This window comes from Burkholderia sp. BCC1985 (assembly GCF_905339915.1).
Classification (GTDB): domain Bacteria; phylum Pseudomonadota; class Gammaproteobacteria; order Burkholderiales; family Burkholderiaceae; genus Burkholderia.
Genome location: NZ_CAJPGY010000053.1, coordinates 12,586 through 38,711 on the forward strand (window position 1 = coordinate 12,586; position 26,126 = coordinate 38,711).

A 26,126-nucleotide genomic window follows, 5' to 3' on the forward strand; every position below is an offset into this window, starting at 1 on the left:
AGCACGCGCATTAGCTGCCGCGTCGTGGTGCTCGCGGTGTCGGGAGGGGCGGGCGATCGCGTGGATGAAGACGATCGCCGCGCGCGCCGCTTGTTGCCGCTCACCAGGCCGCGCAGGTGGCGGCTCCCGATATGGGGGCACGAGCATGGCCTGCACGGCTGCGTCGTGATCGGCTGGCGTGAAGAACGTCATCGTCAAACTGTAGCTTGCGAGGCGGCGCCATTGTTCCAGTCTGGGCAGTCATCCTTCGCCACGAGGAGGACTGTACAAACGTCCTCAAGGAGTTTTACGTGCCGACCACCCGATTGCGGAATTACTTCATCGACGATCCGGACCCAATAGTCAAACGACACCCGGGCGGCAGGCCGTACCGCTTCTTTGACGCCAGCCGCGAAGTGCACTTTTTGCATGCGATGCTAGATCGGGTTCCTCGGCTTGGAAGCGCACTAACGCTGCAGACGCTTCATTCCGGACTCTCGTCGTCGGATGTCGAAAACTCCCCAGTGCCGCCTTCGATATCGCGCCGAACCTGTCTTTTCCGATGCGCAGTGCAGATCTCATTGTCGTAGCGCTCAACAAACCCAAGTTTGAATTCCTCAAAGGTCGCGCTGTTTCGGAGGCTGATAGTTAGTGCGGACAGGATTGTGTTTTGTCCGTGCATAAAGCCAGCTTGATAGATCTCTAACTCGGCCAGCTTGTGGGCCAGCCCAGGGCTGGCGTCTTTCCGCCACTTGCCCTCGATCTGCCTGTCCCACTCGATATCGTGGGTTGCATAGTCGACGACATGCGTTTCATCGACCCGTAGCCATGCAGGACGCTCCAGCCGTCTTGCCGCTTCGCCTTTGAGATGTTCTCTTTCGGATAGTGACATCTTGGAAACATGCGCTCGAAGTGCGACGAGCGCCCATTCCGGGCACGGTCGGTTGCTGACCCGATGACTCTCGATCAGCCAACTCTGCACAGTACGCTCGCTGATCGGCTCACGTCCGCTCGAGCTATTGATAGCAGAAACTGCAAGGCTGTTGCTTCGCCCGAGATGCTCGTTAATGAGGGTGCGTAGCTCGGCCCGCCGGTCCTCATTCAGCAGCGTCTGTTTCAGGTCCCGGAGAAGCGTGTCGACTTCGTCGGGCGCCATGCGTTGGGCGATTGGTCCAGTCGGCGCGTAGGTGCGCTGCTTGTCGGCGTCAACCGTGACCGTAATCTGAAGGTCACTCGGCTGATGCGTGGCGATGGTGTGGCTCTTGGCGCGAGTGTAGTGCCAGCCCATGTCCGTGCTCCCGTCGTGATGGAATCATCATTGTGCGCACATCGTGCGCACAAGTAAACGGGTTTTCAAACACTACGCTGCATGGGGTGGCGGATACTGACATCGATGCCGCTGTGGCGCGCCATTAGTGGAGGGCGACCATCAGGCAGCCGACAATGGCTTCGTCACGATCACCGAAATCCGAAATGCCGAGTTGACGGGCGGGCTATCGTGACAGGGCTTAAGAATGTGACATGTCCAGGCTTGCGGAGGAAGGGAATCAAACTGAGAAATCGTCGCTCTAGCGCGACTAAACCCCTCCGATGGCGCCGACTATGGGGATCGGTGCAGTGACGGGTGGCACCGTGCAAACAGTGTTTAGACCCTCCGCTGACTGCCGGGTAGGAGTCGACGGTCGGCCGCTTACGCTTGCGCTGACGACGGTCACCGAATTACCATGCCCGTTCGATTTCGCTTACGTTGCGAAAAGGTTAATCGCTAGCACTCTCCTGCTCTTCTTCGGCGAGGGTGGACTCGACCGTTCGCGCCAGGTATCACCGGGGCTGCCAAATACTTTGCTTTCCCATTTTTCTCCATTCCAGAAAACGGGGAATGAGAACGTCGAACCCATCCAGCGACCATCACACCACATCGGTTGCGCCGGTGGCGTGTTGCATGGGAACCACGCGTCGTTACCACGAAGGCCGTGTTTGAGTTTGGAAGCGGTCATGGCCAAAACCCCTCGGGATAATTATTAGATCAGACGAAACTAACTCGCTTTTTTATTACGATAATGCGTTTTGAAAAGATAATCACGTCTTAGGGTTTTCCCGTGGCATATTGACAACAAGACACGAAAACGCCTCGAAAGTTGCTTTTTGGTGGTGTTTGTGGAAGCAGTGCACTTTTGGGGTGGCGACGGTATAGAAATGGCTGCTGTCGCGGTTGGCAGTTCTTCTATTCGAACGAAACGCCATCGCTGACGGGCTTGCTCGTAGACGTCGATGCGTTGAAACAAAGTCAATTTGGCGCTGCAGAGACCGTCGGAACTCGTTGCGCTCCGACCGTGGCGCTGACAGCGCCCTTGCCGGAGCAACTGGCGGCCACCGAGACGGTGCACGCGAGCGGACGGCTACGCTATTGGCACGGAGCGAAATGGTGGCCATGTCGGTCGACCGTCTCGTCGGCCCGAGCGTCAACTGGGGCGAATATTTTTCGAGCGCGGAAGACGAAATCCCCGGTATATGACAAAATCTCGAACACCGTGAATAAATTTCGAGCCCATGTCCCAATTGGAGCCGGTCGGCTACGTGCTTCACGAACACGAAATTCGGAAGGAGAAGGGTGACTTCCGATTTTTTACGAGTCGCCAACACAAGCAGAACTTCCTCACGGATCTGACAAGCATCATTGAGGTCAGCAACTTCATCCTGATCAGTTGCGTGATCGACAAAGCAAAGCTCCGCGAACGGGGTGAGACTCACAAGAACCCGTATCACTTAGCACTCGGGTTCTGTCTCGAGACTCTGTATGAGTTCCTTCAGGAGAAGAATCAGGACGGTGCCTTGACGCACGTTGTCGTGGAATGTCGGGGCAAAAAGGAGGACAACGAGTTGGAGTTGGAGTTTCGCCGGATTTGTGACGGCGCCAACCGGCTGGGTATCACGCTGCCGTTCGATGTCATCTTTGCCGACAAGAAGGTCGATTCGCCCGGGCTACAATTGGCTGACTTGGTCGCCAGACCCGTGGGCATGAGCGTTCTGCGGCCGGAACAGGACAATCGGGCGTTTGAAATTCTGAAGCGAAAGTTCTATTGCAGCGGGGGACGAGCGCAGCTTGGTGTGGGCTACCAGGACTGGGGACTTAAGATTTTTCCGTCTGCATAAAGCGAAAAGCCCCGGTGAGACTCACCGAGGCTTGGACGCCGACCGGGTACTCCCAGTCCACTTGCGAATATTATGAGGTCCCGGCCCGCCGTTGGCAAGTGCTTGCCTACGACTTTCCCTTGGGAAAGGGCGTGTCGACGTCAGGAACAAAATGAGAGCCAGATGCTAATTTGACATAATAAGTATGATCAATTTTTTTAATTAATTTGTAGTAGCTTTTTAGAGATGTCGTGTTCTGGCCGCGGCAGCGCGCTCGGTGCGAAACGGCCGCGGATCGCCGTCGGCCGCGCCGTCCGCCCGGGCGGCGACATCGGCGTCACTGCCGGCCTGCGTTGCCGAGCCGCACGGTGCCGTCCTCGCTCATCAGCACCGCGCGATGCACAGCGTTTTCGAGTTCGCGCACGTTGCCGGGCCAGGTGTGGTCGCGCAGGTAGTCAAGCGATTGCGCATGCAAGCTCAGCGCCGGCTTCGAATAGCGTGTGCGCAGCCGCTCGAGAAACACCTCGGCCAGTTCCAGTGCATCGCCGTCGCGCTCGCGCAACGGCGGAATCCGCAGCGTGACCACATCGAGCCGATACAGCAGGTCGCGCCGGAATTGCCGCATCTCCACACGCTCAAGCAGGTCGGCATTGGTAGCCACGATCACGCGCACGTCGGCCTCGCGCGGCTTCGCTCCGCCGACACGGCGATAGGCGCCGTCCTGCAGGAAGCGCAGCAGCGCGGCCTGGGCCTTCAGACCAAGCGTGTCCACCTCGTCGAGGAACAGCGTGCCCCCTTCGGCCTCGCCGATCAGGCCGTCGCTGACGAGCTGTGCGTCGGTGAACGCGCCGCGCTCGTGGCCGAACAGTTCGCTTTCCACCAGCGCCTCGGGCAGCGCCCCGCAATGCAAGGGCACGAACGGCTTGTGCTGCCGCGCGCCGAGATAATGGATCGCTCGCGCCGCGAGTTCCTTGCCCGTCCCGGTTTCGCCGAGCACGGTAACCGGCACGTCGAGGGCCGCGATTTTTTCGATCTGCTTTCGCAGCGCCGCCATGGCGGCGGACGATCCGATCAGGTTGAAACGAGTGAACTGATTCATTTGCACTCCGAAGCTAGTGCTTTGACCCACGGCGAAATGCATTCGGCCGGCGTCACGGCAGATCCGCTTATTGTCAGGCGGTGCAGTCATGCGACGAAAGCGGGTGAAAATCGACTCAAAATTCACCGGTGACGGACGCCCCCGAAACAGCACCGACTCAATCGGCACCAAGCGTCCCGCGGGGTCCCAATGCTAATTAAAATCGTCCGGAATGAGAAGCCTGAATCAGAAAAAATGCGGGAATCCGTATCGCATCGCAGTGCCCAATTTCTTTCGTGGCTCGATTCCTCTAAATCAACGACATCTGTCCTCCAACGCGGCATTCCCGTCGTCACGATTCTGACTGGCGTAAACGCCAACGACGTCACGCAGCTTTTGCCGCTCGTCGACGCGATTCCGCCAATTCGAGAATTGCGAATGCCTGAATTATTGAAGATGTGAGCAGACGTTGTTTCCGCTAAGCCTGACCGGCCCCGGATACCAGTGCCGTGGCAGCGGGTTCATCGATCCGCGGCCCCGAACCCTGGGATAGCGGTCCAGCCAGGCCAGCGCGCGCTCGCCGATGGGCACCACGCGATCCTTCGCGCCCTTGCCCTCGCGTACGAACACCAGCCGCCGTGTCGCGTCCACGTCGTACAGCGCCAGGCCCGCCACCTCCATGCGGCGGATGCCGGTACTGTACAGCAGTTCCAGCATGGCCCGATCACGCAGGCCGTAGGGCGTGGCCGGGTCCGTTTCGGCCAGGATCGTCTCGACCTCCCGCACGCTGAGGATGGCGCGCAGCAGGTGCTTCGGGAGCTTGGGCAGGTCCAGCTCGGACGCCGGGTTGTACAGGAGGTGGTTCTCGCGCGCGAGCCACTTGAACCAGGTCTTGAGCGGCGCCAGCGCGCCGTGCCGTGTGCCCCCTTCGGACACTTCTATCTGAAGCAATTCTCGCTATTGAATACCGAGCGGCTTCCGAGAAAGGCACCGCAGACCGCTTGGGCAACCGATTCGTATTGCGCAAACTTCTGAGGAAGGTATCCCATAGGTGCTCTTCGTCGTGGCTGGAAGAAGGATGCCGGCGTGGCTGATCAGGGCAATTTCCTGCGGAGTTCTGCCGACGACACGTGGTCGAGATGACGAAACGCCGAAGCGACGTTGCCGATTTCCTTATCCGGCACCCCCCTCGCTTCGAAGCACACCTTCCACTCGCGGACTTCTTTCCAGATCTCCATGATGGCCACCCCAGCGTCGGCTCGCGAGAGGCTGAACGCATCCCGCGCGGCGAATGCATTGTCCAGCGTGGCAGCCCTGCCCTGCGGGCCGACACCGAGATGCAAATTGCGCTCGTGCGCGCTGCTTGGTCGCGGCAGGACGTCATAGAGTGGGCTGAGGCGCCAGCCCCCCAGACGAGGATCCCGGATGAACCCGTGATTACGCAGGTGGTCATCATCGTTGCTCACGAGAATGTTGAACACCATCCTCTTGAAGAGCTCGCGGTTGTCTGCCCGGACGTAGTTCACGTGGATGTGCTGACGAATCGCTGCAGCGATGTCCTGGTAGCTCTTGCTTATCGACTCCATCTCCGAGCAGCCGACGAGCGTCAATGCGCTCGCGAACGGAACGCGACGTTCCGTCGCGCCGGCGATAGCCGGCAGATACAGCGCATCATCATCCGGAGTGGTATCGAAATCGGGTTGACTCCAGTACCGGTCAAACCGGCGGATCAGCATCACGCGGCGTGCGCCAACGTCGACCATACGTGTTGGCGGGACGCGGATGCCGCAACGCTCAGCCAAGCGAAGCGTGGCTTCCTCGACGTCCGTCATGCTCATCCGGTCGGTTTTCGTCGGGAATTTCGCGAGCCAAAGCACGCCGTCATCGTCCCTTACCGTCGCCTTCGGGCGGGCGCCACCCAAGCCAGATCCTTGAATAAAGATGGCCTCGAGCTCGACCGGCACATCGAGTCCCTCGTCAATCCTCTCTGCGGACTCGACGAGATACTCAAGAGCGTGCAGCCCTGCCCCGCGATGTTGATCGGGCGGCGTCTCCAAGCTCTCCCGGACGTCCAATGCACCGATTCGCTGGCTGCCAGCGTGAAGCAGGTACGTCGACTCCGGCAGGCTGTTCGCCTTGACCTTCAGCTTGGCCTCGATCACGCGCCGCCCCCACGAGTCGGGCGAAGCATCCCGGATACCGCCGAATTGCGTCAGTCCTGCGCCGGGGAAGATCGTCTTCCCTCGCAGCTCGGCTTTGTTTGTGAGGCTGAGTGCCACCGGGTCGACGTCGATTGCGTTCGGCCGTTCGAGATAACGCAAGCCGTACGCAAAATCCGACGCCTGGAGATCGGCGCCATCCTCCGTCATCTTGACTAGGCCGGCCGGCGACCAATCGTCATCGAGGTAGGCGAATACCGCGAGCTTCTTGATTGTTGCTGCCATCAGAAATCCAGTTCCTTGAGCTCTTTTTCGGACATAACGCTCACTCGTCGTCGAAGGCCGCGGGCGTCGAGAGATTTAAGCGCCGGATCCGTCTCGGAGAGTAAGTCATGCAGGCCCAGGCCCGGAGCGAACGCTTCGAGATAGCGGAGCACCTGCCCGATCGCCACGCCCGGGTCACCCTTTTCGATGCGATAGGCCGTATTCCGCGACAGTCCGGCTCGCGTGGCCGCTTCGCTCTGGTGTACCCCTCTCGCAATACGAAGACGGGAGAGTAGATGTCCGATTTGCTTTGTCTCGGCAAGCACTGCCGAGCTGGCGGCCGCCTCTTGATTGACCTTCATGCTCGATAAATCGCGCCCTATGGCGCTTACGCTCGATAATACGAGCATGATAGTCAATGCTTCAGAAAGCGCAACCCTACGCTCGTAAAATCGAGCACTAGGTCCGTACCGCTCGATTTTACGAGCATTCACCGACGGGACACGTCACCAGAATGCCCAGGAGCCTCGTGTCCTAGCTGGACAAGGTTCCCTCCTTTCCGGGCGACGTTGCTCGTTCCCGCCAACCCTGTATGAAGATATAGGGCATCGGGACAGCGTCTACTTACCAGCGATGCGCCATTGGCGTATAAATGTGGGGCGCACATAATGATCGACCCCAATTTTTCAGCGGTACGCAGATGAATTCTGGCGCAACGACGACCGAGAGGCATTCATCAACTGGCTCGCGGACAATCCTCTATGGCGACGCGGACAGCATCGAGCTAGCCGCGCACTGCACGAAAGCGCGTGGGGGCGCCGCAGGCGATTCATGCATCGACGAAAGGCTTGTCGCGTCACGATCACGCGCTGACGGCCCAGGTCATCGCACGGCCGGTGGATCCGCGTCGGTCCGGACGCCGGCCAGGTGCCGGAACAGTGCCAGCGCCCGGTTCGCCGTGGAGGCCTCTTGCCCACTCGCAATGAAACTGCTGGCTTGTCGGTCGATGCGCACGAGAATGTACAAGCCCCAGACGTCGTTCGTCTGGCGCTGGGCGAACACCACTGTCTGCAGCGCAGCCGGCTGAAACAGCGTCAGTCCGAACGCACGGATCGACGACACATTTTCCTCGGCCAGCGCCACCCGGTGCGGACTGTGCTCCAACACCCGCGTCCGGTAAACCAGGGGGCCGGATCGGCTGTCGTCCACCCAGTAGTAAAAGGTTCGACCGGCTTGCAGTTCCGACGGACGGAAATCGGCCCGCCGTTCCCCGTCCTCGGCGGGTCCAGCGAGCGCTGCGGCATCCAGGAACAAGGGACGCCACTTCTTGTCGGTCGTGGACCAGTAGCGCACGGTGCGGAGGCTGGAGACCGCCCCGACACGTGCCAACAGCGTCTCGGGACCGCCGGCGACGCGGACCAACCCTGCGACCGCTACGACAACCCGGGAGCTGGACGCGGCAGGCCATCCGGTGCACGAAGACGGCCGCCACACGCCCGTATCGAGCTCCTCGCCGCGCAGGATCGCCATCGCGGGTTGCGCGCCCAGCGACGAGTAGGCCGGCACCGGCGGTGTCCCGCACGGCGGCGTTGGCAACGGGGTTGCCACGGCGAAGCCGGCAGCCGCCACCAGCGGCGTGCAGAGCGCGGCTGCCTTCAGCCAATACGTACGACGCGCATCGTTCATCCGGGCTTACCTCCCAGCAGCGGCCCGGCCAGCAACTTGACGACGTAGGTCGATGCGGCCCCGATGTGGAAATACCTCAGCGCGACCTGGCGGCGCATCAAGCGCCGTAGCCATCCCGCCGTATCTCCATATGAGATCTTCGACGAATGGTCGAGCCTCCATCGGAAGGTCCGCTGCTTTGCTTCCGAGTTCATCAAGACGGCTCCTTGGTGAGTGAGGGGGCATGGAGATGCCAACAAGAACTAGTGGATCTAGTGGGTCTGGCGGCTGGGATGCACCCGTATGCCTGCAGAAATATTCGCGTAATACATTCAGGCATGCCTTGATTACATCGTGAACGGAGCAGGTCATATGCCTGCATTGACTCACGCCGTATGCCGATTCATGCATTCGCCGCTTCGACCGGCTCAAGCACAGGCCCCCTCCTCAATCCGTGCCTTCAACACGGCGTGTCGACGGTAAGGCATATTCGGCCACCTGCCATGCAAACAGGCCCGGCACATAGAACACCATCGCGCACGCGCCGCGCTCCTGCGAGCGCGAGGCACGTCGGCGCGTCGAATCCGAGCAGGCCGCCGATCACCACGAAGCCGCGCTCCTGCACACCGAGGCTCCCCGGAACCAGGAACGCGGCGCTGCTGACGAGCTGAATCAGGGCCTCGATGACGAACGCCTGTGCGAAGGTCGCCTCCGCCCCGAGCACGTGCAGCGCGAACCAGATTTCCAGCGCATACCCCGCGCATTGCAGCTTCTGCCAGATGAGCAGATAGCGGACGACAGTGCCTGTCTGCCGCCAGATCAGGTTGATGGATTGATCGATGCGTGCGGACCTGCCCACCCGCTCGACCACCTTGCCGCTCGTGATCCGGTTGAAGGTCCGTGCCCCACGCTCGAACGGCCGTGCGTGATGGACGAGCGCGAACAGCACCAGTACCGGCACGAGCGCCGCAATGCCCCAGGCGAGGCGGCCTGCAGAGCGCGCCACATCGAAAGACGAATGCTCGAGCACATAGCCCGCGGCGACCCAGGCAAAGACGAGCTGGCTGATCAGCGTGAGCTGCATGTCGGCGACGAGGCTCGCCGCTGCCGTTGCCGGGCGGACTGCGGCACAAATGGGTGGATCTTCACGAATCGCGTGTGCAGTTGCGCCGCCCGCACGACGGGATGCATGTCTAGGAGGAGTCGGTGCCGAAAGGGGCACGCACGCCGGATCTGCTGGCGACGCGCTTCGTTGGGCTGATCGGCAGGCTGTTCGCGGCCGAGGCGCGCAGCGCGAAGTGGAAGCCTTCTTGGGTGATGTTCAGTTCGCGCGCCATACCGTAGGTATTCCCGCGCCGAAGACAGCGGGCTCGACCATTTGCTTGCTCCACAGCCATTCGAGCAGCTGTTGCGCCCTGGCCGCTTCCATCGATCTGCCGAGAAACGCAATCAGATCGAGCGGATGCGTTGCCCGCGTCAGCATGTCGAGGAGCGGAAACAGCGCCACGCCATTCCAGAACGCGACGGGTCGATCAAGACTCGGATGCTGCAAGGCGGGATGCGCGGTCACGCAGTCGCCGGTCGCGCAAGGCACCACGACAATGCCGGTATTGCGGGCGAAGCAGATCGGACTGTGCAAGGGCAACGGAGGCGCGGGCTCGCTGGGCTGCGGCTGGTTCGACGGCACGTGCGCCAATTCGTCTTGCAGCGCGTGCGTCATGAGGTCTACGCGCGCCGCGGTTTCGTCGCCGAGCGAGGACGTCGCAACCGTATCGGACGTCAATGCGGGTGTCGAGCGCAGGCGCCAGAAAGGCGATTTGGCGCACCATGCCTGACGGTAGTACCCGGCGGTCCATGCGAGGTGACGCGCCGCGCTTTCGATCAGGCGCGATTCGTAAAAGAGCTGCGCCAGTTCGCGCTCCGAGGGATCGCTTGCCCGGCACCACGTGTTGATCGCGATAGCGGCCTGGAGCGAGAAGCGCATCGCCTTCTCGACGCCCGAGGACGAGATCGGGTCGAGCGCGAAGGCCGCGTCGCCGAGCTTGATGCGTCCGTCCTGCCAGGAGAGCGCGTCGACGTAGGGCGTCGAGACACACATGCGCGGTGAATCGCACCAAGGCAAACCTGCCATGTCCTTGAACAAGGCGCTTCGCGTGCAGGCGTAGCGCAAGACAGACTCCGGCTCGCGTTCGAGCGCATCGTCGCGCGCGGAGGGATCGAACGTGAACATAACGCGATAACGGCCGCCCGGCAACGCGGCGCCCCACATCCATCCGTCATCGAGCGCTTCCACGCGCGTGGCGGAATCGGCATGCGCAGCCGGCGTTTCCATCGCGGCTTCGGCCCACACCGTGGACAGCCGAGCAGCGTGCAAGCGCTGCGGCTCGCGCCGGCTCTGCCGCCCGTGGGCCTCCAGCAGCACGTGCGCCTCGACGTTCCGCAGCCCGTCGGGCGTAGCGATTTGCACGCGCCAGGCACCGGGCGCTCCGTCGACTTGCGCGAGGCTCGCCGGCCGCAGCACTTCCACGCCGCGCGCCACCGCCAAGCGCAGCAGCGCCGCATCGAATGCGGCGCGCTCCACGACGGCGCCGTCGTGCGCAACCGTCTCGATCGATTCGCTCGTCCAACGTACACTCGTGGGCTTGCCGGTGAGGATGGGAATGGATTCGAGCACCTCGTCCGCGTCGAGGTAGTCGATGATGTTTCTGACACCCGGCGTCAGCGCTTCCCCGATCTGCGGACGAGGCCATAGCGGGCTTCGCTCGACGAGCAGCACGCGATGCCCGAGATGGTTCAAGCGAAGCGCCACGCACAGGCCAGCGGGACCGGCGCCGGTCACTAGCATGTCGAACGTGCGATTCACGCCGTTCCCGCACCACTAGACGACGCACCAGGCGAACCGGCAAACCAGGCCGGCGCATAGCGCGCGAGCCTGCCGTGCGCGCCGATTGCATAGTGCAGCCAGCCGCGGATGTAATCGCAGGCGCTGCGTCCGCGCTCGAGGACCTCGTGATGGCATCCGCCGCCGCAAAGATAGCGCGCCCAGCATGCATTGCAGGGCTGTTGCTTGTGCACGTGACGCTCGGCGAGCCAGATCGTCTGGCGCGCCTGATCGACGCCCGTGGAGAGATGCCCCATGGCGCCGGCCTCGTCGCCGACGAAGCGGTGACATGCTGCGAGCTCGCCATCGGCGGATACGCCGAAATACCCCGCCCCTGCGCCGCACGGATACGGCCGATGCGTGCCGCGCTGGATTTCGCGCAGCGCGTTCTGCATGTTCGAGAACGGGTAGCGCTCGCCGCGCATGACCTTTTGCTCGAATGCGAGGCCGCAGGCGAGCATCCCTTGCAGCATGTCCGCCATATCGTCCGGGCCCATTTCCGCGCGGCCGTTCGAAGCGCGCAGCAGCGGCGAGAAGCCGACGCTGTGGAACCCCATGTCGACGAAGGTATCGAGCGTGCTCGGCAAGTCGAGATTGAACGGCGTGACGGTCACGCGCGCCGAAACCTGCATGCGCCGCTGGCGCGCAAGCAACGGCGTCACGCGCTCGACGATCTGATCGAACGAGCCCATGCCGCCCTTGAATGGACGCAAGCGGTCATGCACGGGTGCGGGCCCGTCGAGGCTGACGGTGACAGCGAAGCCGTGCTCTTCGAAGAACGCCCCGTCGTCCTCCTGCAGCAAACTGCCGTTCGTCGTCACTGAAAATTGGCATCCGATTCCGCGGGCATCGGCGCGCCCCCGCGCGTGGACAGTCGCCGCGCGCAGTACCGCGCGATTGGCGAGCGGCTCACCGCCCATGAATGCAAGATTGATCTTGCCGCCCTCGCTCGCCTGCTCGATCAGCAGGTCAACTGCCGCAAGCGCGGTTTCGAGCGGCATGTTCTTCGCCTTGCCGCCGAATTCCCCTTGCTGGGCGTAGCAATAGGTGCAGCCGAGATTGCATTTCTGCGCGACGGCAAGCGACAACGCATGCACCGGCATCTCGGTCAAAGGCTCGTCGTCGATCGCCGGGCGCATGTCGAGCCCGCGGCTCGCGACCAGCGAGGCGACGGCCTGCGCATCTCCGTCCTCGAGCGCCGCCTGAAACGAGTCATGCAGATCGTGCGGCACATGAAACAGGCGGCTTCCGTTCACGAGCAACAGTTGCGCGCCCTCCGGATCCTCGACCACGTGGATCCCGGGATGCCGGGGACGCGACGCCTCGACGATGCGCGCCGCCATCGCCGACGCCAGCGGCGCCAGCCGGGTCGCCGCGCGCGGTTCGATGGCGGGGTCAGGTTTCATCGGCATCCTTGCCTCGGATCACGAATTGCAGATCCTCCTGCCAGGACCGGAACAGATCGTCGTAGGACCACAGCCGCGTGTCGACGCGATTGTCCGGCACGTACGTGCCCGTGCGGCGCTTGGAGAGCCACATGTCGCCGCGCGCCAGCCCGTCGTCGCCCGGCTCGACATTGACGAAGTCGGGTCGGGACGCGGCCCAGTAGTAGCACGCGCATTCGCGATAGTCGTTCTGCCAGGGCGCGCAGAGGCCTTGCGTCAGCTCGCCCGGCTTCAGCATCTCGAGGTTGAAGCTGGCCGTGTCGCCCTCGAAAAAGCGCCTCAGCGTGAGCGTCGCCTTCAGGGTCTCGGTTTTGCCTTGGTGGTAGTACACCTCTTCCAGGGCGTTCTCGTGAGCCGTGAATTCACATTCGACCGACTTGCCCTGCAAATGCACGATGCGGGCGATCGAGTTCGACCACTCCATGAACGACACCGCATTGGGATTGGGCGCGCTCGCCAGCGTGACAGGATCCCCATCTGGCAGCACCGGCCCTTTCGTGAGGACCATCGTGCCGACCTTGTGGCCGTCGAAGCTCAGCAGGCGGCGCGTCTTGAGATGCTCGTAGCCCGGCTCCGCATCGACGACGTAGTTGTTGTTCTCGACCAGCGTGATGCCTACGAATGCACGCCGCCAGAGATTGCGGAAATCGAACTCCAGGCCCGGGAAGCAATTCGAAATCGCCGTGCGCGGCAGCACCGAGACCGGGTTGCCCACGCCGCGATGGTGAATCTGCGCGGTCAGGTTGGACGCGCGGATCTCCCCGTTGCCAGGCCGCTCGAGGTCTTTCGGAACGTTCGGATCGTTAGCCGACATGCTTGTCTCCCTCCGGATCAGGTTGTCCGAACATCGCGTCTCGCGCCGCCTTGATCACCAGGTTGATGTGGCGGCGCGTGAGCGTCAGGCTACGGCCATCCGCCCCGCGCATCAGGGCCGGCATCTTGCGCAAGCCCTCGGCGGTCAGGTCGCCGATGTCCTCCGGCTGGCGCAGCAGCTTGGCGAACCACGGCGCGCCACCTGCCGCCAGCGTGCTGAACACGCGCTCGTGCAGCGCGCGCAGCGCGAGATTGTCGACGATCGATTCGGCGGCGATCGGCTCGTAATAGCGCTCGAAGTCGGCCGTGTTCTGCCGCACCATCGTGCTCGCGACGTTGAGCCTTCCGTTGATCGGGTTGCCGTTCATGACGGCGGTGTTCATGAGGCGGATCGTTTCGAGCGCACGCAGGACGATCTCCGTGGCTTCGTCGATCGATACGCGCTCTTCTTCCGGGACGTCGATGCCGTGGAGAATCTGCTCCATCTCGTCGGACACCACGCGCAGCGGCATGGTATCGGGCGCATAGGCCGGCGGCCCGGCGCCGATATAGCCGTGCGCGCGCAGCGTGGAGCCGTTCTTCCTCGTCAGCACGACTTGCACATGGCCATCGCATTCGTCGTCGAGATAGCCCCAACTGACTTGATTGCCATCCTTGTCGGCATATCCGGCAAAAATCTGCGCGGGGTTGGTCGGCGCAGGATGCGCCTTCGTGGGGCCGCCCGCCTCCCTGAAGCCGAGCCACTTGCCCGGCGTCTCGGCGTAGAGCAGGAGATGGTCGCGATCGATGACGGGATCGGGCTTCAGCTCGTCTTCGCGTTCGTCGTCCGAGGTGCGGCGCACCAGCCGCGTCCCGTACACGAGACCGGCGGCAGGAGTGTAGCGCAGGCGGATCTCGGGGAACCGAGCCGTCGGCTTGATGAACTGGACGTGGCCGAGCGGAAGAGGCCGCCCCGGGCGAAAGTGCTCGCAATGGCCGTGCATCGCGTGCCGCTTGTGATCCTTGAGGCCGGTCAGGTTCGCATGGATCTTGTCGTTCGTGTCGTTGGTGCGGCGATAGATCTTGATGTTGCCCAGATGGATATCCCAATGCAGCGCGTCGAGATCGAGTTGTTCCGCCGCGAGCAATTGCAGCGTGAGCGGCTGCAGCGTATCGGGTGCCTCGCTCGTGCGCGCAAACACTTCGAGAAAAGGCGCAACAGGCCGCACCTTCTTGTTCTCGTCCTTGAAGCGAATCGTGTCGGGCACATAGGCCTTTACGATCTCGCCGCTTTCGGGATCCACCTCCAGCGTGGTGCGCGGCACGATGCGTCGAAAGTCGAGTGGGTTGTCGGGATCAACGACGAGGTCGAACGCTTCCAGCGGCGTCGCCGCAGCGCCCAGCCTGCCGACCGCGATGGGCGGCAAAATCCGGAGTTCCAGTATCGGCATGTACGGCTCCTAGAGTAGCGCCAGGTCGACGTCGCCGGACAGGATGCGCCTGGCGACGGCGGCCAGGTTCTTGTCGGCTTCGCGCAGACTGAGCAAATACGGATGGCGTGCGGCATCGGTCTTGGCCAGCAAGGCCACCACGAGGTTCTCCGAGGCCGCGAGCAGATCGAGGTGCCCGCGCCAGCGGTTTGCCTCGCCGAACGGGCTGTCGAGCGTATAGGGCATCTGGAACGGCGGCCCCGCGAGCTGCGCGTCCGGTTCGATCGACACGCGCGACTGCATCAGGATCTCCGAGAGCGCGCGCAGGTTGTACATCTCGCCGAACGCCGCATTGACGATCGTGCCGCGCGGCGTGAACTGCCCGGCCGCATTGAGCCCGCCGTAGAGCGTGAAGCTGTGGATCAGGTACTGCAGCAGCATGCGGTAGCGCAAGTTGAACAGCGACGCCCACAGCTGGGTCACCGGCTCGGTGATGGGCGTCACGGGTGCGCCGCCCTGCTCCGGCTCGAGCTCGGGGTCGAGCGCCACGTAGGGATTGACCGCGACGGGCCGCGAAGGCCGCCAAGTGTCGTCTACCTTCGCCGCGTGCAGCTCGGCCGCCGCTGCCGGATAGGCTTCCGTCCAGAGTTCTTCGAGAAAGTCGTCGGGGCGTGCGGCAAGCCAGATGTCGGCGCCGCACAGCTCGCCTTCGAGGACCGCACGCATCTCGACGTAGATCCGCAAAAAGCGCACGAAATGCGAGGGATCCTTGCCGTGGGGCGCCTCCCCTTGCTTGGAGATTTTATCCAGCGCGTTCACCGCGTCGTCGCGCGAGGTGGCGGGCATCACGAGCACGTCCGGCGTTCCGCCTAGGGCGCGACCGCCGCCGTTGCCCCTGTGGCCGCCCTTATACCCGCGCCCCCATTCGGCGAAATCCGCCTGGCAGCGGTAGGTGTCGGCCTGGAAGACATCATCGGGCAGGTGGTCCTTGACGAGCGGAATCAGCGTATGAAACAGCTCGGCGACCTGATGAGGCTGGGATGCCTGCGCGCCGACGCGCCGGCGGATATCCTCGCCCAGTTCGCCGCCATCCCAATCGAGCGGCGCCTCCGTATAGACGTATTTCGCGAGCGAATCCAGCGTCAACGGTTCCAGCATGAAAGGGAATGGATAGAACGGCGTATCCCACGGGTAATCGTCACGCTCGAAATGCAAGGGCGAGCCGATCAGGCGCAGCACGTTCTGCACCGTGATCAGGTGGCCCATCTCCTCCTTGGCGATGCCGAGGACGGTTTCCTGCCAACTGCGGACCGTGTCGCGAAACGCCGCCGGCACCTGCGGCCCGCCCAGCGAATAGCCGGCGTACAGATATTGCACCATCAGGCAATGCTCGATTTCCGCGTCGATGGACAGCAGATACGTGACGTAATCGCGCGTCGAGAGCTCAGGCTTGAGCAGATGCTTGATGGAAGGGTCTTCGGCGACCGGCTCGCCAAGCGCAAGCCGCTCCATGGATGAACCGCCGGGCGCCAGATGCCGCCACAGTCTGAGAGATTGCATTGCCGCTCCTTATTACCCGCGTCAGAAAAAGAGGGTCGTGCAGAACTACGGAAAATGGCCGGTCATTCGGTTTTGACGCGTGCCAAACGTCTTTCGACCAGCCATGCGGTCGTTCGAGCGGGTGCCTCACCGCCCGTCCCGCTCGTCTTTCCCGGCCCCAGCTCCCGGTAGAGATCCGCGGCACGTTCAACTTCGACCGCATGCCCCGAACAATCAAGTTGGCTGGCAGATGAACGGGTATTCCGAATCATCAATCAACGGCTCGATGTCGAAGAAATCGTTGAGCACCGATTCCGCTGTGCAATAGGCGCCTTCCACCCAGGCCTGATCGTTCGAGTAGCATTCCCCGACGATAAAGATGGGCGCATCCTTGCCGTCGATCAGCTGCGACGGCTTGCGTATTTTTTGCTGGACGTCGGCAATGTCGTAGTGCGCGGCCCACGCATGGTAGCCCGCACGGAATGGCGGCAGCGACCAGTCGACATAGGCCGCCTCGAGCGGCTCGGGCACGTTCGCAAAGTCCGAGTTCGGCCCAAAGTGCAATTCCGCCAGCTGCTTTCGCAGCATCTTGACCATTCTGTCGGGCACCTTGCGCGGCCCGATCAGGGGTTGGATATCGTCGGCGATCGGCACATGCCGCTGTTCGTTCGGCCCGAGTTCCAACTCGCGCCAAAACGTCGTGAAGGTTTCGTCGTCGTAGGAAGCCAGCAAGCCGTAGACCGGCTTTGCATCCTTGTCAGCCGCGTTATTGCCGAAGTAGACCACCATGCGGATCGGCGTGTCGGTCACGCTCGGTCCCATGGTGTTGCGCTTTGCGACGGCGAGCAGCAACGCTTCCTGTTTGACGGTCATCCGCTCGCCGGCGGCTTCTTCCACAGCCTTGACCAGCTCGTCGGCGCTCCCGAACTGGACATTCAGGATCGTGTCCGAACCGAACATCGCCTGCACGAACACTGGCGAAACGTCCTGTTCCTCGAGCGACGCGATCACGGCATCCGTTACTTCATAGCCGTTGATCTGTGGCGGATAGGGCGTAACCGGGTCCAACCACCATTCATGCTCGAAGAACATGCCGACCTTGTAAGACGGTTGCATGATGGCCGACTCGAGATAGAGCTTGACCTTCTGGTCGTTCAGGACGTCCAGTCCACCCCGATCGTCATAACGCGAGCCCTGGGCCACCTGTTCGAGCGCCGCGCGCGGCATGGCCAGCCAGGCGGCCGCCGTGGCCCGACGGGCAGCCTCCCGGTAGGGATCTTCCCGCTTCGCGATCGTGTAATGGACGACGCCGTTCTCGACATGGATGGAGCGCAGCCGCTGGTTCGGGTAATACTCAAGCGTGACGCCTCGCTGCGTCGCCAACTGCTCGATGGCCGCAAACAGTGCGTGAAACATGCCCGAGTAGCCGGTCGTCAGCGTCATGTACTGATTGCCCGGCGTGAATTCGTTGTTCGACTCGAAGGCGACCGCGGCATTCCAGTTAATCACGTTGGACGAGTATCCGTTGCCGTCCGCGGCGTACTGATAGCCTTCCGAGCCGAGCTGGTCGTACATCAGGTTCCAATAGCCGATGTCCTTGAGCAAATCGCCTTTCTGGAAGATGGAGCTCGACGGCAGTTCGGCCGTGATGCGGCCATGCTGATAAAACGCGTCCCACTGCTTGCGTGTGCTCGGACCACTGGTGCTCGTAATCGACAACGCTTCGACGACGGCGAAGCCCTGGTCGGGCGTGGTCGCGGCAGCAAAGTTGTTGGCCGCGTACGGCGCCGGCGTGCGCGAAGAAATATCGTTTTGATAGAGATTCCGGGCGCGCAGGTAGTAGAGGGGATTGCTCGATTCGTTGAAAGGCACGGCATAGCGGTCGAGCCCGAGCGTGGCGATTACCGTCGTGACCAGCCGGTGGCCCTGCGCCTTACCGTCGTTTTTGCCGTTCCATTGCGAATAGCGCATGCCGCCCAGCTCGAGGTACGAATGATTGGGATCGTTCTGGTAGTGCCAGGTGCAGACCCGGGCACCGGGTGCACGGGTGCCCCGAAATTCCTTCGAAAAATCGTACTTGCCCCAGTCGAAGAGTTCCAGGACGTCACCCTGCTGCAACTGACGATCCGGGTCGCCCCCCGCTCGCGTCCGGCCATTCAACAGTCGCCAGGCTGTGTATAGACCGGCGGCACCGCAACCGAAGATCGAATAGGTCTTGCTTGCCATGGTGTCCTGCTCCCGTAGATGCCCGGCCTGCGCTCAGGCCAGCTTGTTGAAATAGCGGTTGCCGGTGGAGAAGTGCGAGATGTCGAATGGGGTATGACCGTCCAGGGTCAACTGGCAAAGAATTTCGCCTAGCAGCGGAACGAACTTTCCGGCCCAGCCGGTCGCATAGATGACGATGTCGCGGTGGTTCGGCACATAGTCGGGCGCGAAGTCGATCAGCAACTCCTTGTTCGCAATCTTGCTGAGTGCAACGAGGCAGGTCGATGTGAAGCGTGGAACGGGCTCGAGACCCTCCATATGCTCGCCGACCCACTCGGCAGTGAACGCGAGCTCCTGAGGATTCGGAATGGGCGTGCGCTGATCGGGGGACGTCAGCGGCGCGAGGACGAAATCGGAGGCGACACGGATATAGCCTGGGTAATTCCAGGCTACCTCCGGGAAGCCGTAGAACTGGTTGCGATTGTCGCCCACCGGGTTCTGGAAAACGAACCAGGTAGGGTACTGGATATCCGGCCGGGTCTTGCGGTAATAGGCCGAGGCCATATTCCAGTAGGTCGCCGCGATACGGAACCCCAGCAGCTTGAACACGTCGTCGGCATAGGGACCCGGCGTCAGCACCAGCTTTTCGGCACTGAAGGTCCCAAGCGGAGTCTTCACTTCAAAGAGGCCCTGCCGACGCTCAATGCCGATGACCGGCGCCTCCTGCAACAGCCGCACGAAGGGAGAGCGCTGATTCCAGTCGAGCAGCGTCCGCTGCGTGGCCGCGAGATCGATGCTGGCACCTTGCGCCTGAAATAGACCCGTATACGTCGACGGCAGATTGCGAAAGTGAAAACGCCTCTCCAATTCGCGCGCATCCAGCGTTTCATAGGCAACCGCTTCGGCCTTCAGCGCTTGCTCGGCGGCGGGGATATTGCCCTCTGTCGACTTGACTGACGGATCGCCGAACCACAAGGTGCCGACCGTGTCCATGAGCGGCAGCGGCGTCAAGCCTTGCAACTCGTCCCAATAGGGGATCGACTGCTTGACCAGCTTGACCATGTAGGCGTCGGGATAGGGAATGCGGAACTGGCGCGACACGCCAGCCGAGCTGCCAAGCTGGTTCACGAAGGTGAATTGCTCAAGCACCAGCGTCCTGGCCTTGCGCTTGCTGAGATGGTAGGCGGTCGATAGGCCCATGGGCCCACCACCGACAACGATAACGTCATAGAGATGCGTTGCGTCGTGCATGTTGGGGCTCCAGGGCATCTGGAAGCACATCGATCTCAGCGATCCGCGAGATCACGGTCCCGATTGATGCAGCAATGGCCAAGTCGCTAAGTCGAGCTTCAGAGAGGCTTTGAAAAGCGGGATTGAATACGCCAATTTCATGCTTGGCGATACGTCGTCCGTATCACGCTTAGCCAGCCGCTGCGGTCGAATTACATGCCTGGCGACGGATGTGAGCAAGCTGGCAATTCTGACAGGAGGTTGAGATCTCAATCCCGGCGCCCACGGCAACGTCTCAACTGCGTTCAATTCCGCGGCCCCGACGACGGCGGGAACTTCCGACGGCGCTCGTCCGCCGTTTCGATTCTGGTCTATCTCGCTGAACCATTGCGCATCCACCCTTCGGTGTCGGGCAATTCGAACTCCTGCTCCTGCGTCAGCGGATTCCGGTACCCTCACGCGATCGCACCAACATTTCCCGTCTTTCAGATCCAGTTCGCCTGGTGCGAGGAACCGATTCCGCATGTTGCTGATACATTCCGAGTCGTCCGAATCTCTCGGATATTCTTGTGGATAGAACAAGCGGCGACCACGGTATCATCGCGCTCGCCATCGTCTTGAATCCGTGATTAGTTCCATCGGCCCCAGTGCACACCGATTTCCGGACAGACCGGTCTCGAGTACTGCACCGCGCTGTTCCGGCCACTCTTGGGATTAGCATGCAACCGACTCCCAGCTTCCCGCCCTTGACGCGCGAAGCCGATCGCGGCACGCAAAGCATTCTCTCCGCATCGCGGAAAGATTCCAGCCGCCTCCGGCCCAAGTGCCATCGGCGCCCTACCCGTGCCGCGTGCGGCTCGGCCTCGACAACGTCGACGCGGCCGGACAAGATACGTTCGATGGTAGGCCAACGCGAACCGACGGGCCGATGGGTCGCCCTTCGGATGCTTGGGTGCAATATCAATGCGACCCTTTTAATTAAAAGACTGTCGGATTTCAGCCGAGCACCAGCTGGAGCGCTTCCCCGCATGCGTGCACACGGTATCCCATTGCCCGGTAGCCACGCTGGCGCTTCTCCCACATACGCAGCAGCGCCGGATGTCCCCCATCGACAAAATCCAGCACCCGTACGCCGGTCTTGGCCACGTGCTCTCGATGCAACCGCCCGACATACTGCTGTAGAGTCCCCTTCCACGAGATCGGCATGGCCAGCACAAGCGTGTCCAGCGCCGGATGGTCGAAGCCCTCGCCCACCAACCTCCCGGTCGCCAACACGACGCGCGGCACATCATCGCCCAGCACGCCAAGCGCAGTCAGTTGCGCCTCGCGCGCCTTCCTGGCCATGCGCCCATGCAGCACGAACAACGGATGGACCGCATCCTCCAGTGCCTGATGCAGGCTCTCGAGATGGTCCGTTCGCTCGGTCAGCACCAGCACATTTCTTCCCTGTCGGTATTGCTCGCAGATTGCATCGGCGATCATGCCAGTGCGTGACTTGTCCTGCGACAGACGCGCAAACACCTCCTGGATCGGCGCGTCACTCGCGACCTCCACCTCTGCGGTGAGTCTTTGCGGGAGAACCTCAAGGAACTGCGGCGCGTTGGCCGGTGGTCGCGCCATATGGCGCACCGGCCCACATAGCATGAACATCACAGGTTGCTGGCTATCACGCCGGACGGGCGTCGCCGTGAGGCCCAACACATAGCGCGCGTTGACAGCCTTGAGCACGGCTTCGAACGAATCGGCCGAGACGTGGTGACATTCATCGACAATAACTTGACCGTAGCGCCGCAACAGCTCACCGCGGGCTCCGTTCGGTGCGACCGACTGCAGCATTGCGATGTCGATCAGGCCCGTTGCTTTTGACTTGCCGCCGCCAATTGTCCCGACAGCGCGCGGATCGAGTGCAAGAAATGATTGCAGACGCTCACGCCACTGGTCGAGCAACTCCCGACGATGCACAAGCACGAGCGTGTTGACGCCGCGCCGCGCGATCATTGCGGCTGCCGTCACGGTTTTGCCGAAAGCCGTTGGCGCATGCAGGATGCCAATATCGTGTTGCAACAGGTCGGCTACCGCTGCCTGCTGGTCATCGCGCAAGGTGCCGGCGAACGAAACCGTCACCGGTTCGCCAGCACAACGCTCGTCCCGAATATCGCAGGCGATGCCGTTGTCGCGTAGCAGCGTCGTGACGTCATCGAGGCAGCCCCGCGGCAACGCAATGTGGCGCGGGCAATTCTCCGCGCGGCCGATGATGCGCGGCGTATCCCAGACACTAAAGCCGCGCGCTTGGGCCCGGTAGTATTCCGGATTCTGGAAAGCCGCCAGCCGGATCAAACGGTTGAGCAACACCTGCGGAAGCGAGGCCTTCTCAAGATACAGCTGATTCGCGAGTGTCAGCGTCAGTGACGCCGGCATCGTTCCGGCCAACCGCTTCGGCTGGCTGCATGACGGCTTCCACGGTTCGGCTTGGTCCTCCTCAGTGATAAACGTAACGTCGAGTGGGTGCGCGCCACCGGTGGCGCGAAAGATCACTCCCTCGATATCGTGTCCGTCCATCCCATGCACGGACGACAGATAGCCCCACTGGTCAGCGTAGGGCTGGAAATCATCGTCGACGAACACACTGTATCCATGTTCGCGCGGCTGCTTCTGCAGCGGCAGCGCAATCAGGTTGCCGAAACCGCCTTTGGGCAGCAGATCCTGATTCGGAAAAAGCCGGTCGTAAGACGACAGTTCGAGTTGCCGGGTCTGGACACAGGTGTGGCTGATGATTGCTGAGCCCATGCGTCGCGCGTCGCGCGCAGCGATCGCCGACGAAAAGAAAATCCACGCGTGCGCGCCCTGGCCTGAGCGGGAGATTTCGATCGACACCGGGACTCCCAGCTCCTGGCACGATTGGCGGAAGGCTGCCGCATCGTTGCGCCAATCCGCCTCATCGAAATCGACGGCGAGCAGGTAGCAAGTGCCATCCGACATCAGCGGATAAAGCCCCACCGTATGATCGCCGGCCAGATGCCCATAGATCACCTGGTCATCGAGCGGCAGCAGCACGCGATGGCTGCAGTCCGCGCATCGGATGCGGGGTTTTTCACAGATCCCGGCCCGCCATTCATTGGCGCAGGCCGGCGCATAGCCCGATTTGCCAGAGGTCCGGCTCTCCCAACGAAGCGGATAAACATCGGTGCGCCCGCGAAACAACCGCCGGAAGATCTGCACCTTCTGCTGCGGCGACAGCATTGGCATGTCAGGGTTTCGGGCGGCCGCGGATGGCTCGCACGGAGTGATCCGTATGGGTTTGCCCTGCGATCGGACCTGTGATGGCAGCAATGCAGCGAGCCTCGCGTTTTCTTCCTGAAGACGCGCCAGTTCCGCCAGCAGTTCGTCACGCGTGAGATTGTTCCAGTCATCACGCGGTGGTTTTCCCTCGCCCATCACCATATTATCCGTCAGCGCCTGCATCCCGATGGTGCTGGTAGGCAGGTGCGCAAGTCCGTTGTCGCATATCGCTATATCCCCCAATCTGATTCGATGATTGTATCGAGCTCGGCGAGGGAGTGATGCATTTCGACCGATGCACCCCGTGTCCAGCGGCTGACGTGGCGGCGCTCACTTTCGCCGAGATGAGCTTTAATTGTGGGGCGCCGCACTGCATTCGACCGATGTATTCCCGCATCGGCACTCACCACTGCATCGCTATCAAAACAGCGAGGTCTGACGCGGATCCCGTGGCGGTGTGCTCGAGTTTTTCACGGGTATTCCGGACCGAATCGGCTTGCGTCGGCGGGGAACACGTCGCAGGTGCGCGATGAGACGCACGGATTCGCCGTCTGCTGTCAGGCACAGACAGAACCTCCCGACTTCACCCGGGGCGCTGGCTTCGCGCGCACGCAACGAGAGTCGCAGGGCATGGCGACGCGCGCGAACAATGAGTTGCCCCCGACTCATGCCGGGCCAGCAGTCGGCAACCATCGACTTCACCGCAGCCGGCAACGCCTCAGGCGCGATGTCGGGCGGCAAGGAGATAGCAACCAGCTCGAAAGTGTCCGACATATAGGTATTTCCATGAGACACGCGTTGTGTGTCACTTCCATTACGTCGTCGACGGCCATCGGCGGTCGAGCCATGCGCGTCGACGTGATGGACATTCTCCAACACAGATTGAGCACCCACATAGCATGCCGGCGCGAACGGATACGTAAAGTCCGCTTCGAGCTTCTAAAGCCGTGGCGCATTCGCGCGATACCTCCGGCCGGAAACGTGGAATCGGAGGTGTATGGCGTCGACTGCGGCTGGGTCACGCTCGTATTTGGATCGGAGGAGGCGAAACTTCCCCGGACGCATCCGAACGTGTCGTTGAGGCCGCCGTCGAACAGACACGGCCGCATTGCCGCGGAGTTCTCATCACCACCTGTCGATGGTGGTCGCGTCGCTCGACGTCGCGAAGAGTTCAGTGCCTACCGCGTTCACCATCCGGGTTCGTGTGGTGGGCCTGGCCGGACTTGAACCGGCGACCAATCGATTATGAGTCGACTGCTCTAACCAACTGAGCTACGGGCCCATGATGGAGCGGGTGAAGGGAATCGAACCCTCGTCGTAAGCTTGGAAGGCTTCTGCTCTACCATTGAGCTACACCCGCGGCGGCACGCATTCTCGCACAATTCAGGGCGCCAACAGGATACTGGTTTACGTCGATTGGCCTTGGGCCATAGTGTCCAATCGCGGAGGCTGCAACTTTACCGAATACGCTCAATCGCGCACTTTGCACTCGCAAAGACGGGTCTTGCCTATCAGTTTTCCCCTGGCCACCAAGGCTTTGCGGCCGGGCGGATTAGATAGTCATCCAGGTTTTTGCCAGCCAGCCACTTCGGACACGCGCCGCGTCCAGTCCACGATTTGCCCGAGGAAGGATCGTAGTATTTGGCTGGCAACTGCTTGGGCTTGTCTTTCACGAAGCCGGCCGCACGGAGCAATTCCACCTCCGTGATGCCGTACTCCTTCACCTGCTCCCGAATCGTGGAGAGGACTGCCGCCTTTTCCTTCTTCCGTGCCTCATCAAGAAGCAAATTGAGGTGGCCAAGTTGCTGGTGCAGGGCCTGAATTTTACTGGTCATCGCAATTAATCTGCTCATTGATACCGCGCGCTCGCAATTCATGCGGTCGCGGTGCAATTTTCGAATCCGTTTTGGCCACTGCCAATCATGGTGGCACCTTTTCGGGACGGCTTGCCGCCATTACACGGCACGCATGACATGCGTCCGCAGTCCCGGCCCTTCCTCGTCGTCCATTCAGATCGCAGCATAGCGGCAGCTCGCACATGGCGAGCGATACGTGTAATGTCTGCGCGTATAACGCGGGTAATTCTCCCCCGGTTGACCTCAGTTGAGCAAATTACAATTGCAACAAAGATCCAGAAGTTGCGTTGCCCGCGGTAGATGTTATAGGGTAGTGGCCAAACCCGCTTTGGGCGGACATGACTGAGGAATCCACGAATGAACAAGCAAGAACTCATCGACGCTGTTTCGGCTGCCACCGGCGACACCAAAGCTAGCACTGGAGCCGTCGTTGATGCCATTCTCGAGGCCGTGACGCACGCAGTCACCCGGGGTGATACGGTGCAGTTGATCGGTTTTGGCTCCTTCTCCACGGGTGCCCGCGCCGAGCGAACCGGCCGCAATCCCGCTACCGGGGAAGCCATCACGATCGCTGCCGCAAAAACGGTCAAGTTTACCGCCGGCAAAGCATTCAAAGATGCCGTGAATACCTGATCGGTATTGAGACAACAGCCTCACCCAGCGGGCGGTTTCTCCTGCAGGTCGATGTGCCGCAAGATGAGTTCCAAGAAAAGCCGCGGACGGCCCACCGCGCCGCGACGCACCTTAACAAAAATCATGTTGTTGCCACTGGACAAAACGTCGGTGCAGACGCAGTCCTTGTCACATCATCTTGCGCTGGTGGCCTGTCGGGACGGTCAAGGGAACGAGTATCTTTTCAACGAGCTGATACGTGCCACGTATATCGTGTGGTTCCTGCAGCAGGCTGGGTACGGGGACGAACCCGTTGAACGCTACAAGGCAGTCGAGCACGCGGTCGCGGCCACGCACATGCATGCCGAGAGTCGAATGAGTGGATCCTCGCAGCGGACGCCGTGTCAGCATTTGAACGGCCCCTCGTGCTGCATGATTGGCAACTGAATATTGCCCCACGTTACAAGGTGATTGGCGCCGAGCAGCGGCTGAAGTGATTCCTGGCCGGAACGGCCTCGTCTCCGATTCCCGATTCCCGATCCTCGGCAGGGCGGCACCGTGGCCCCCCGTCCAAGCCATA

Annotated in this window: 20 protein-coding genes, 2 tRNA genes and 2 pseudogenes; 4 read left to right on the forward strand and 20 right to left on the reverse strand. The window is 61.8% G+C overall.

All coding sequences use genetic code 11. From position 1 onward, the window contains the following. Positions 1–463 precede the first annotated feature (463 nt). Positions 464–1,267 carry a hypothetical protein gene (locus U4Z31_RS32545; RefSeq protein WP_321812503.1) on the reverse strand — a complete coding sequence of 268 codons (804 nt, stop codon included), beginning with the start codon at positions 1,265–1,267 and terminating at the stop codon, positions 464–466. Positions 1,268–2,529: 1,262 nt separating this feature from the next. On the opposite strand from U4Z31_RS32545, the gene U4Z31_RS32550 reads away from it, so the two are divergent. Further along, on the forward strand, positions 2,530–3,132 hold the full coding sequence (locus U4Z31_RS32550) for a DUF3800 domain-containing protein (RefSeq protein ID WP_321812504.1): 603 nt from the start codon (positions 2,530–2,532) through the stop codon (positions 3,130–3,132). Between the two features lie 316 nt (positions 3,133–3,448). Here U4Z31_RS32550 and U4Z31_RS32555 read toward each other — a convergent pair whose 3' ends face one another. Then, complete coding sequence (locus U4Z31_RS32555; protein WP_321812525.1) at positions 3,449–4,378, reverse strand: sigma-54 dependent transcriptional regulator; 930 nt, start codon at positions 4,376–4,378, stop codon at positions 3,449–3,451. Positions 4,379–4,528: 150 nt separating this feature from the next. Between U4Z31_RS32555 and U4Z31_RS32560 the strand changes: the two are divergent. Then, a pseudogene (locus U4Z31_RS32560) lies at positions 4,529–4,627 on the forward strand (IS5/IS1182 family transposase); the annotation flags it as partial. A gap of 9 nt (positions 4,628–4,636) precedes the next feature. Here U4Z31_RS32560 and U4Z31_RS32565 read toward each other — a convergent pair. From U4Z31_RS32565 to U4Z31_RS32650, 18 genes and pseudogenes are all read right to left on the reverse strand, one after another. After that, entirely contained in the window at positions 4,637–5,125 is a 489-nt protein-coding gene (locus U4Z31_RS32565; protein ID WP_321812505.1) for a tyrosine-type recombinase/integrase, read from the reverse strand. Positions 5,126–5,283: 158 nt separating this feature from the next. Beyond that, positions 5,284–6,633, reverse strand: a complete 1,350-nt coding sequence (locus U4Z31_RS32570) for a HipA domain-containing protein (protein WP_321812506.1) — start codon at positions 6,631–6,633, stop codon at positions 5,284–5,286. Then, positions 6,633–6,974 (reverse strand): helix-turn-helix domain-containing protein, encoded by a 342-nt coding sequence (locus tag U4Z31_RS32575; protein WP_198108655.1) that lies wholly within the window; start codon positions 6,972–6,974, stop codon positions 6,633–6,635. Before U4Z31_RS32575 ends, U4Z31_RS32570 begins: the two co-directional genes overlap by 1 nt. 520 nt (positions 6,975–7,494) lie before the next feature. After that, complete coding sequence (locus tag U4Z31_RS32580) at positions 7,495–8,298, reverse strand: DUF6675 family protein (protein WP_321812507.1); 804 nt, start codon at positions 8,296–8,298, stop codon at positions 7,495–7,497. Next, the gene (locus U4Z31_RS32585; RefSeq protein WP_321812508.1) at positions 8,295–8,492 is read right to left on the reverse strand and encodes a hypothetical protein; all 198 of its coding nucleotides are present in this window, start codon (positions 8,490–8,492) and stop codon (positions 8,295–8,297) included. Before U4Z31_RS32585 ends, U4Z31_RS32580 begins: the two co-directional genes overlap by 4 nt. A 232-nt stretch (positions 8,493–8,724) precedes the next feature. Then, positions 8,725–9,406, reverse strand: a pseudogene (locus U4Z31_RS32590) (lysylphosphatidylglycerol synthase domain-containing protein); the annotation flags it as partial. A gap of 64 nt (positions 9,407–9,470) precedes the next feature. Further along, positions 9,471–9,614: a hypothetical protein gene (locus U4Z31_RS37245; protein WP_415750319.1), complete on the reverse strand. Its 144-nt coding sequence runs from the start codon at positions 9,612–9,614 to the stop codon at positions 9,471–9,473. Continuing rightward, positions 9,599–11,122, reverse strand: coding sequence for an NAD(P)/FAD-dependent oxidoreductase (locus U4Z31_RS32600; protein ID WP_321812526.1), 1,524 nt, complete (start codon positions 11,120–11,122; stop codon positions 9,599–9,601). Before U4Z31_RS32600 ends, U4Z31_RS37245 begins: the two co-directional genes overlap by 16 nt. 14 nt (positions 11,123–11,136) lie before the next feature. Next, positions 11,137–12,564, reverse strand: coding sequence for a radical SAM/SPASM domain-containing protein (locus U4Z31_RS32605; protein WP_321812509.1), 1,428 nt, complete (start codon positions 12,562–12,564; stop codon positions 11,137–11,139). After that, positions 12,554–13,417: a hypothetical protein gene (locus tag U4Z31_RS32610; RefSeq protein ID WP_321812510.1), complete on the reverse strand. Its 864-nt coding sequence runs from the start codon at positions 13,415–13,417 to the stop codon at positions 12,554–12,556. The genes U4Z31_RS32605 and U4Z31_RS32610 overlap by 11 nt, the downstream gene beginning before the upstream one ends. Further along, positions 13,407–14,846 carry a hypothetical protein gene (locus tag U4Z31_RS32615; protein ID WP_321812511.1) on the reverse strand — a complete coding sequence of 480 codons (1,440 nt, stop codon included), beginning with the start codon at positions 14,844–14,846 and terminating at the stop codon, positions 13,407–13,409. The genes U4Z31_RS32610 and U4Z31_RS32615 overlap by 11 nt, the downstream gene beginning before the upstream one ends. Positions 14,847–14,855: 9 nt before the next feature. After that, a complete protein-coding gene (locus U4Z31_RS32620; protein WP_321812512.1) occupies positions 14,856–16,385 on the reverse strand; it encodes a ferritin-like domain-containing protein in 1,530 nt (509 codons plus the stop codon). Between the two features lie 213 nt (positions 16,386–16,598). Further along, the gene (locus U4Z31_RS32625; protein ID WP_321812513.1) at positions 16,599–18,590 is read right to left on the reverse strand and encodes a hypothetical protein; all 1,992 of its coding nucleotides are present in this window, start codon (positions 18,588–18,590) and stop codon (positions 16,599–16,601) included. 33 nt (positions 18,591–18,623) lie between these two features. Then, positions 18,624–19,820: an FAD-dependent oxidoreductase gene (locus U4Z31_RS32630; protein WP_321812514.1), complete on the reverse strand. Its 1,197-nt coding sequence runs from the start codon at positions 19,818–19,820 to the stop codon at positions 18,624–18,626. A 975-nt stretch (positions 19,821–20,795) separates the two neighbouring features. After that, complete coding sequence (locus U4Z31_RS32635; RefSeq protein ID WP_321812515.1) at positions 20,796–23,261, reverse strand: TOTE conflict system archaeo-eukaryotic primase domain-containing protein; 2,466 nt, start codon at positions 23,259–23,261, stop codon at positions 20,796–20,798. 1,022 nt (positions 23,262–24,283) lie between these two features. Then, a tRNA-Ile gene (locus tag U4Z31_RS32640) sits at positions 24,284–24,360 on the reverse strand. 4 nt (positions 24,361–24,364) lie between these two features. Next, a tRNA-Gly gene (locus tag U4Z31_RS32645) sits at positions 24,365–24,438 on the reverse strand. 151 nt (positions 24,439–24,589) lie between these two features. Further along, positions 24,590–24,913: an H-NS histone family protein gene (locus U4Z31_RS32650; RefSeq protein WP_321812516.1), complete on the reverse strand. Its 324-nt coding sequence runs from the start codon at positions 24,911–24,913 to the stop codon at positions 24,590–24,592. A 378-nt stretch (positions 24,914–25,291) separates the two neighbouring features. Between U4Z31_RS32650 and U4Z31_RS32655 the strand changes: the two genes are divergently transcribed. Both U4Z31_RS32655 and U4Z31_RS32660 read left to right on the forward strand, forming a co-directional pair. Further along, the gene (locus tag U4Z31_RS32655) at positions 25,292–25,567 is read left to right on the forward strand and encodes an HU family DNA-binding protein (RefSeq protein ID WP_321812517.1); all 276 of its coding nucleotides are present in this window, start codon (positions 25,292–25,294) and stop codon (positions 25,565–25,567) included. Positions 25,568–25,630: 63 nt separating this feature from the next. Then, positions 25,631–25,993 (forward strand): hypothetical protein, encoded by a 363-nt coding sequence (locus U4Z31_RS32660; protein WP_321812518.1) that lies wholly within the window; start codon positions 25,631–25,633, stop codon positions 25,991–25,993. The last annotated feature ends 133 nt before the right edge of the window (positions 25,994–26,126 follow it).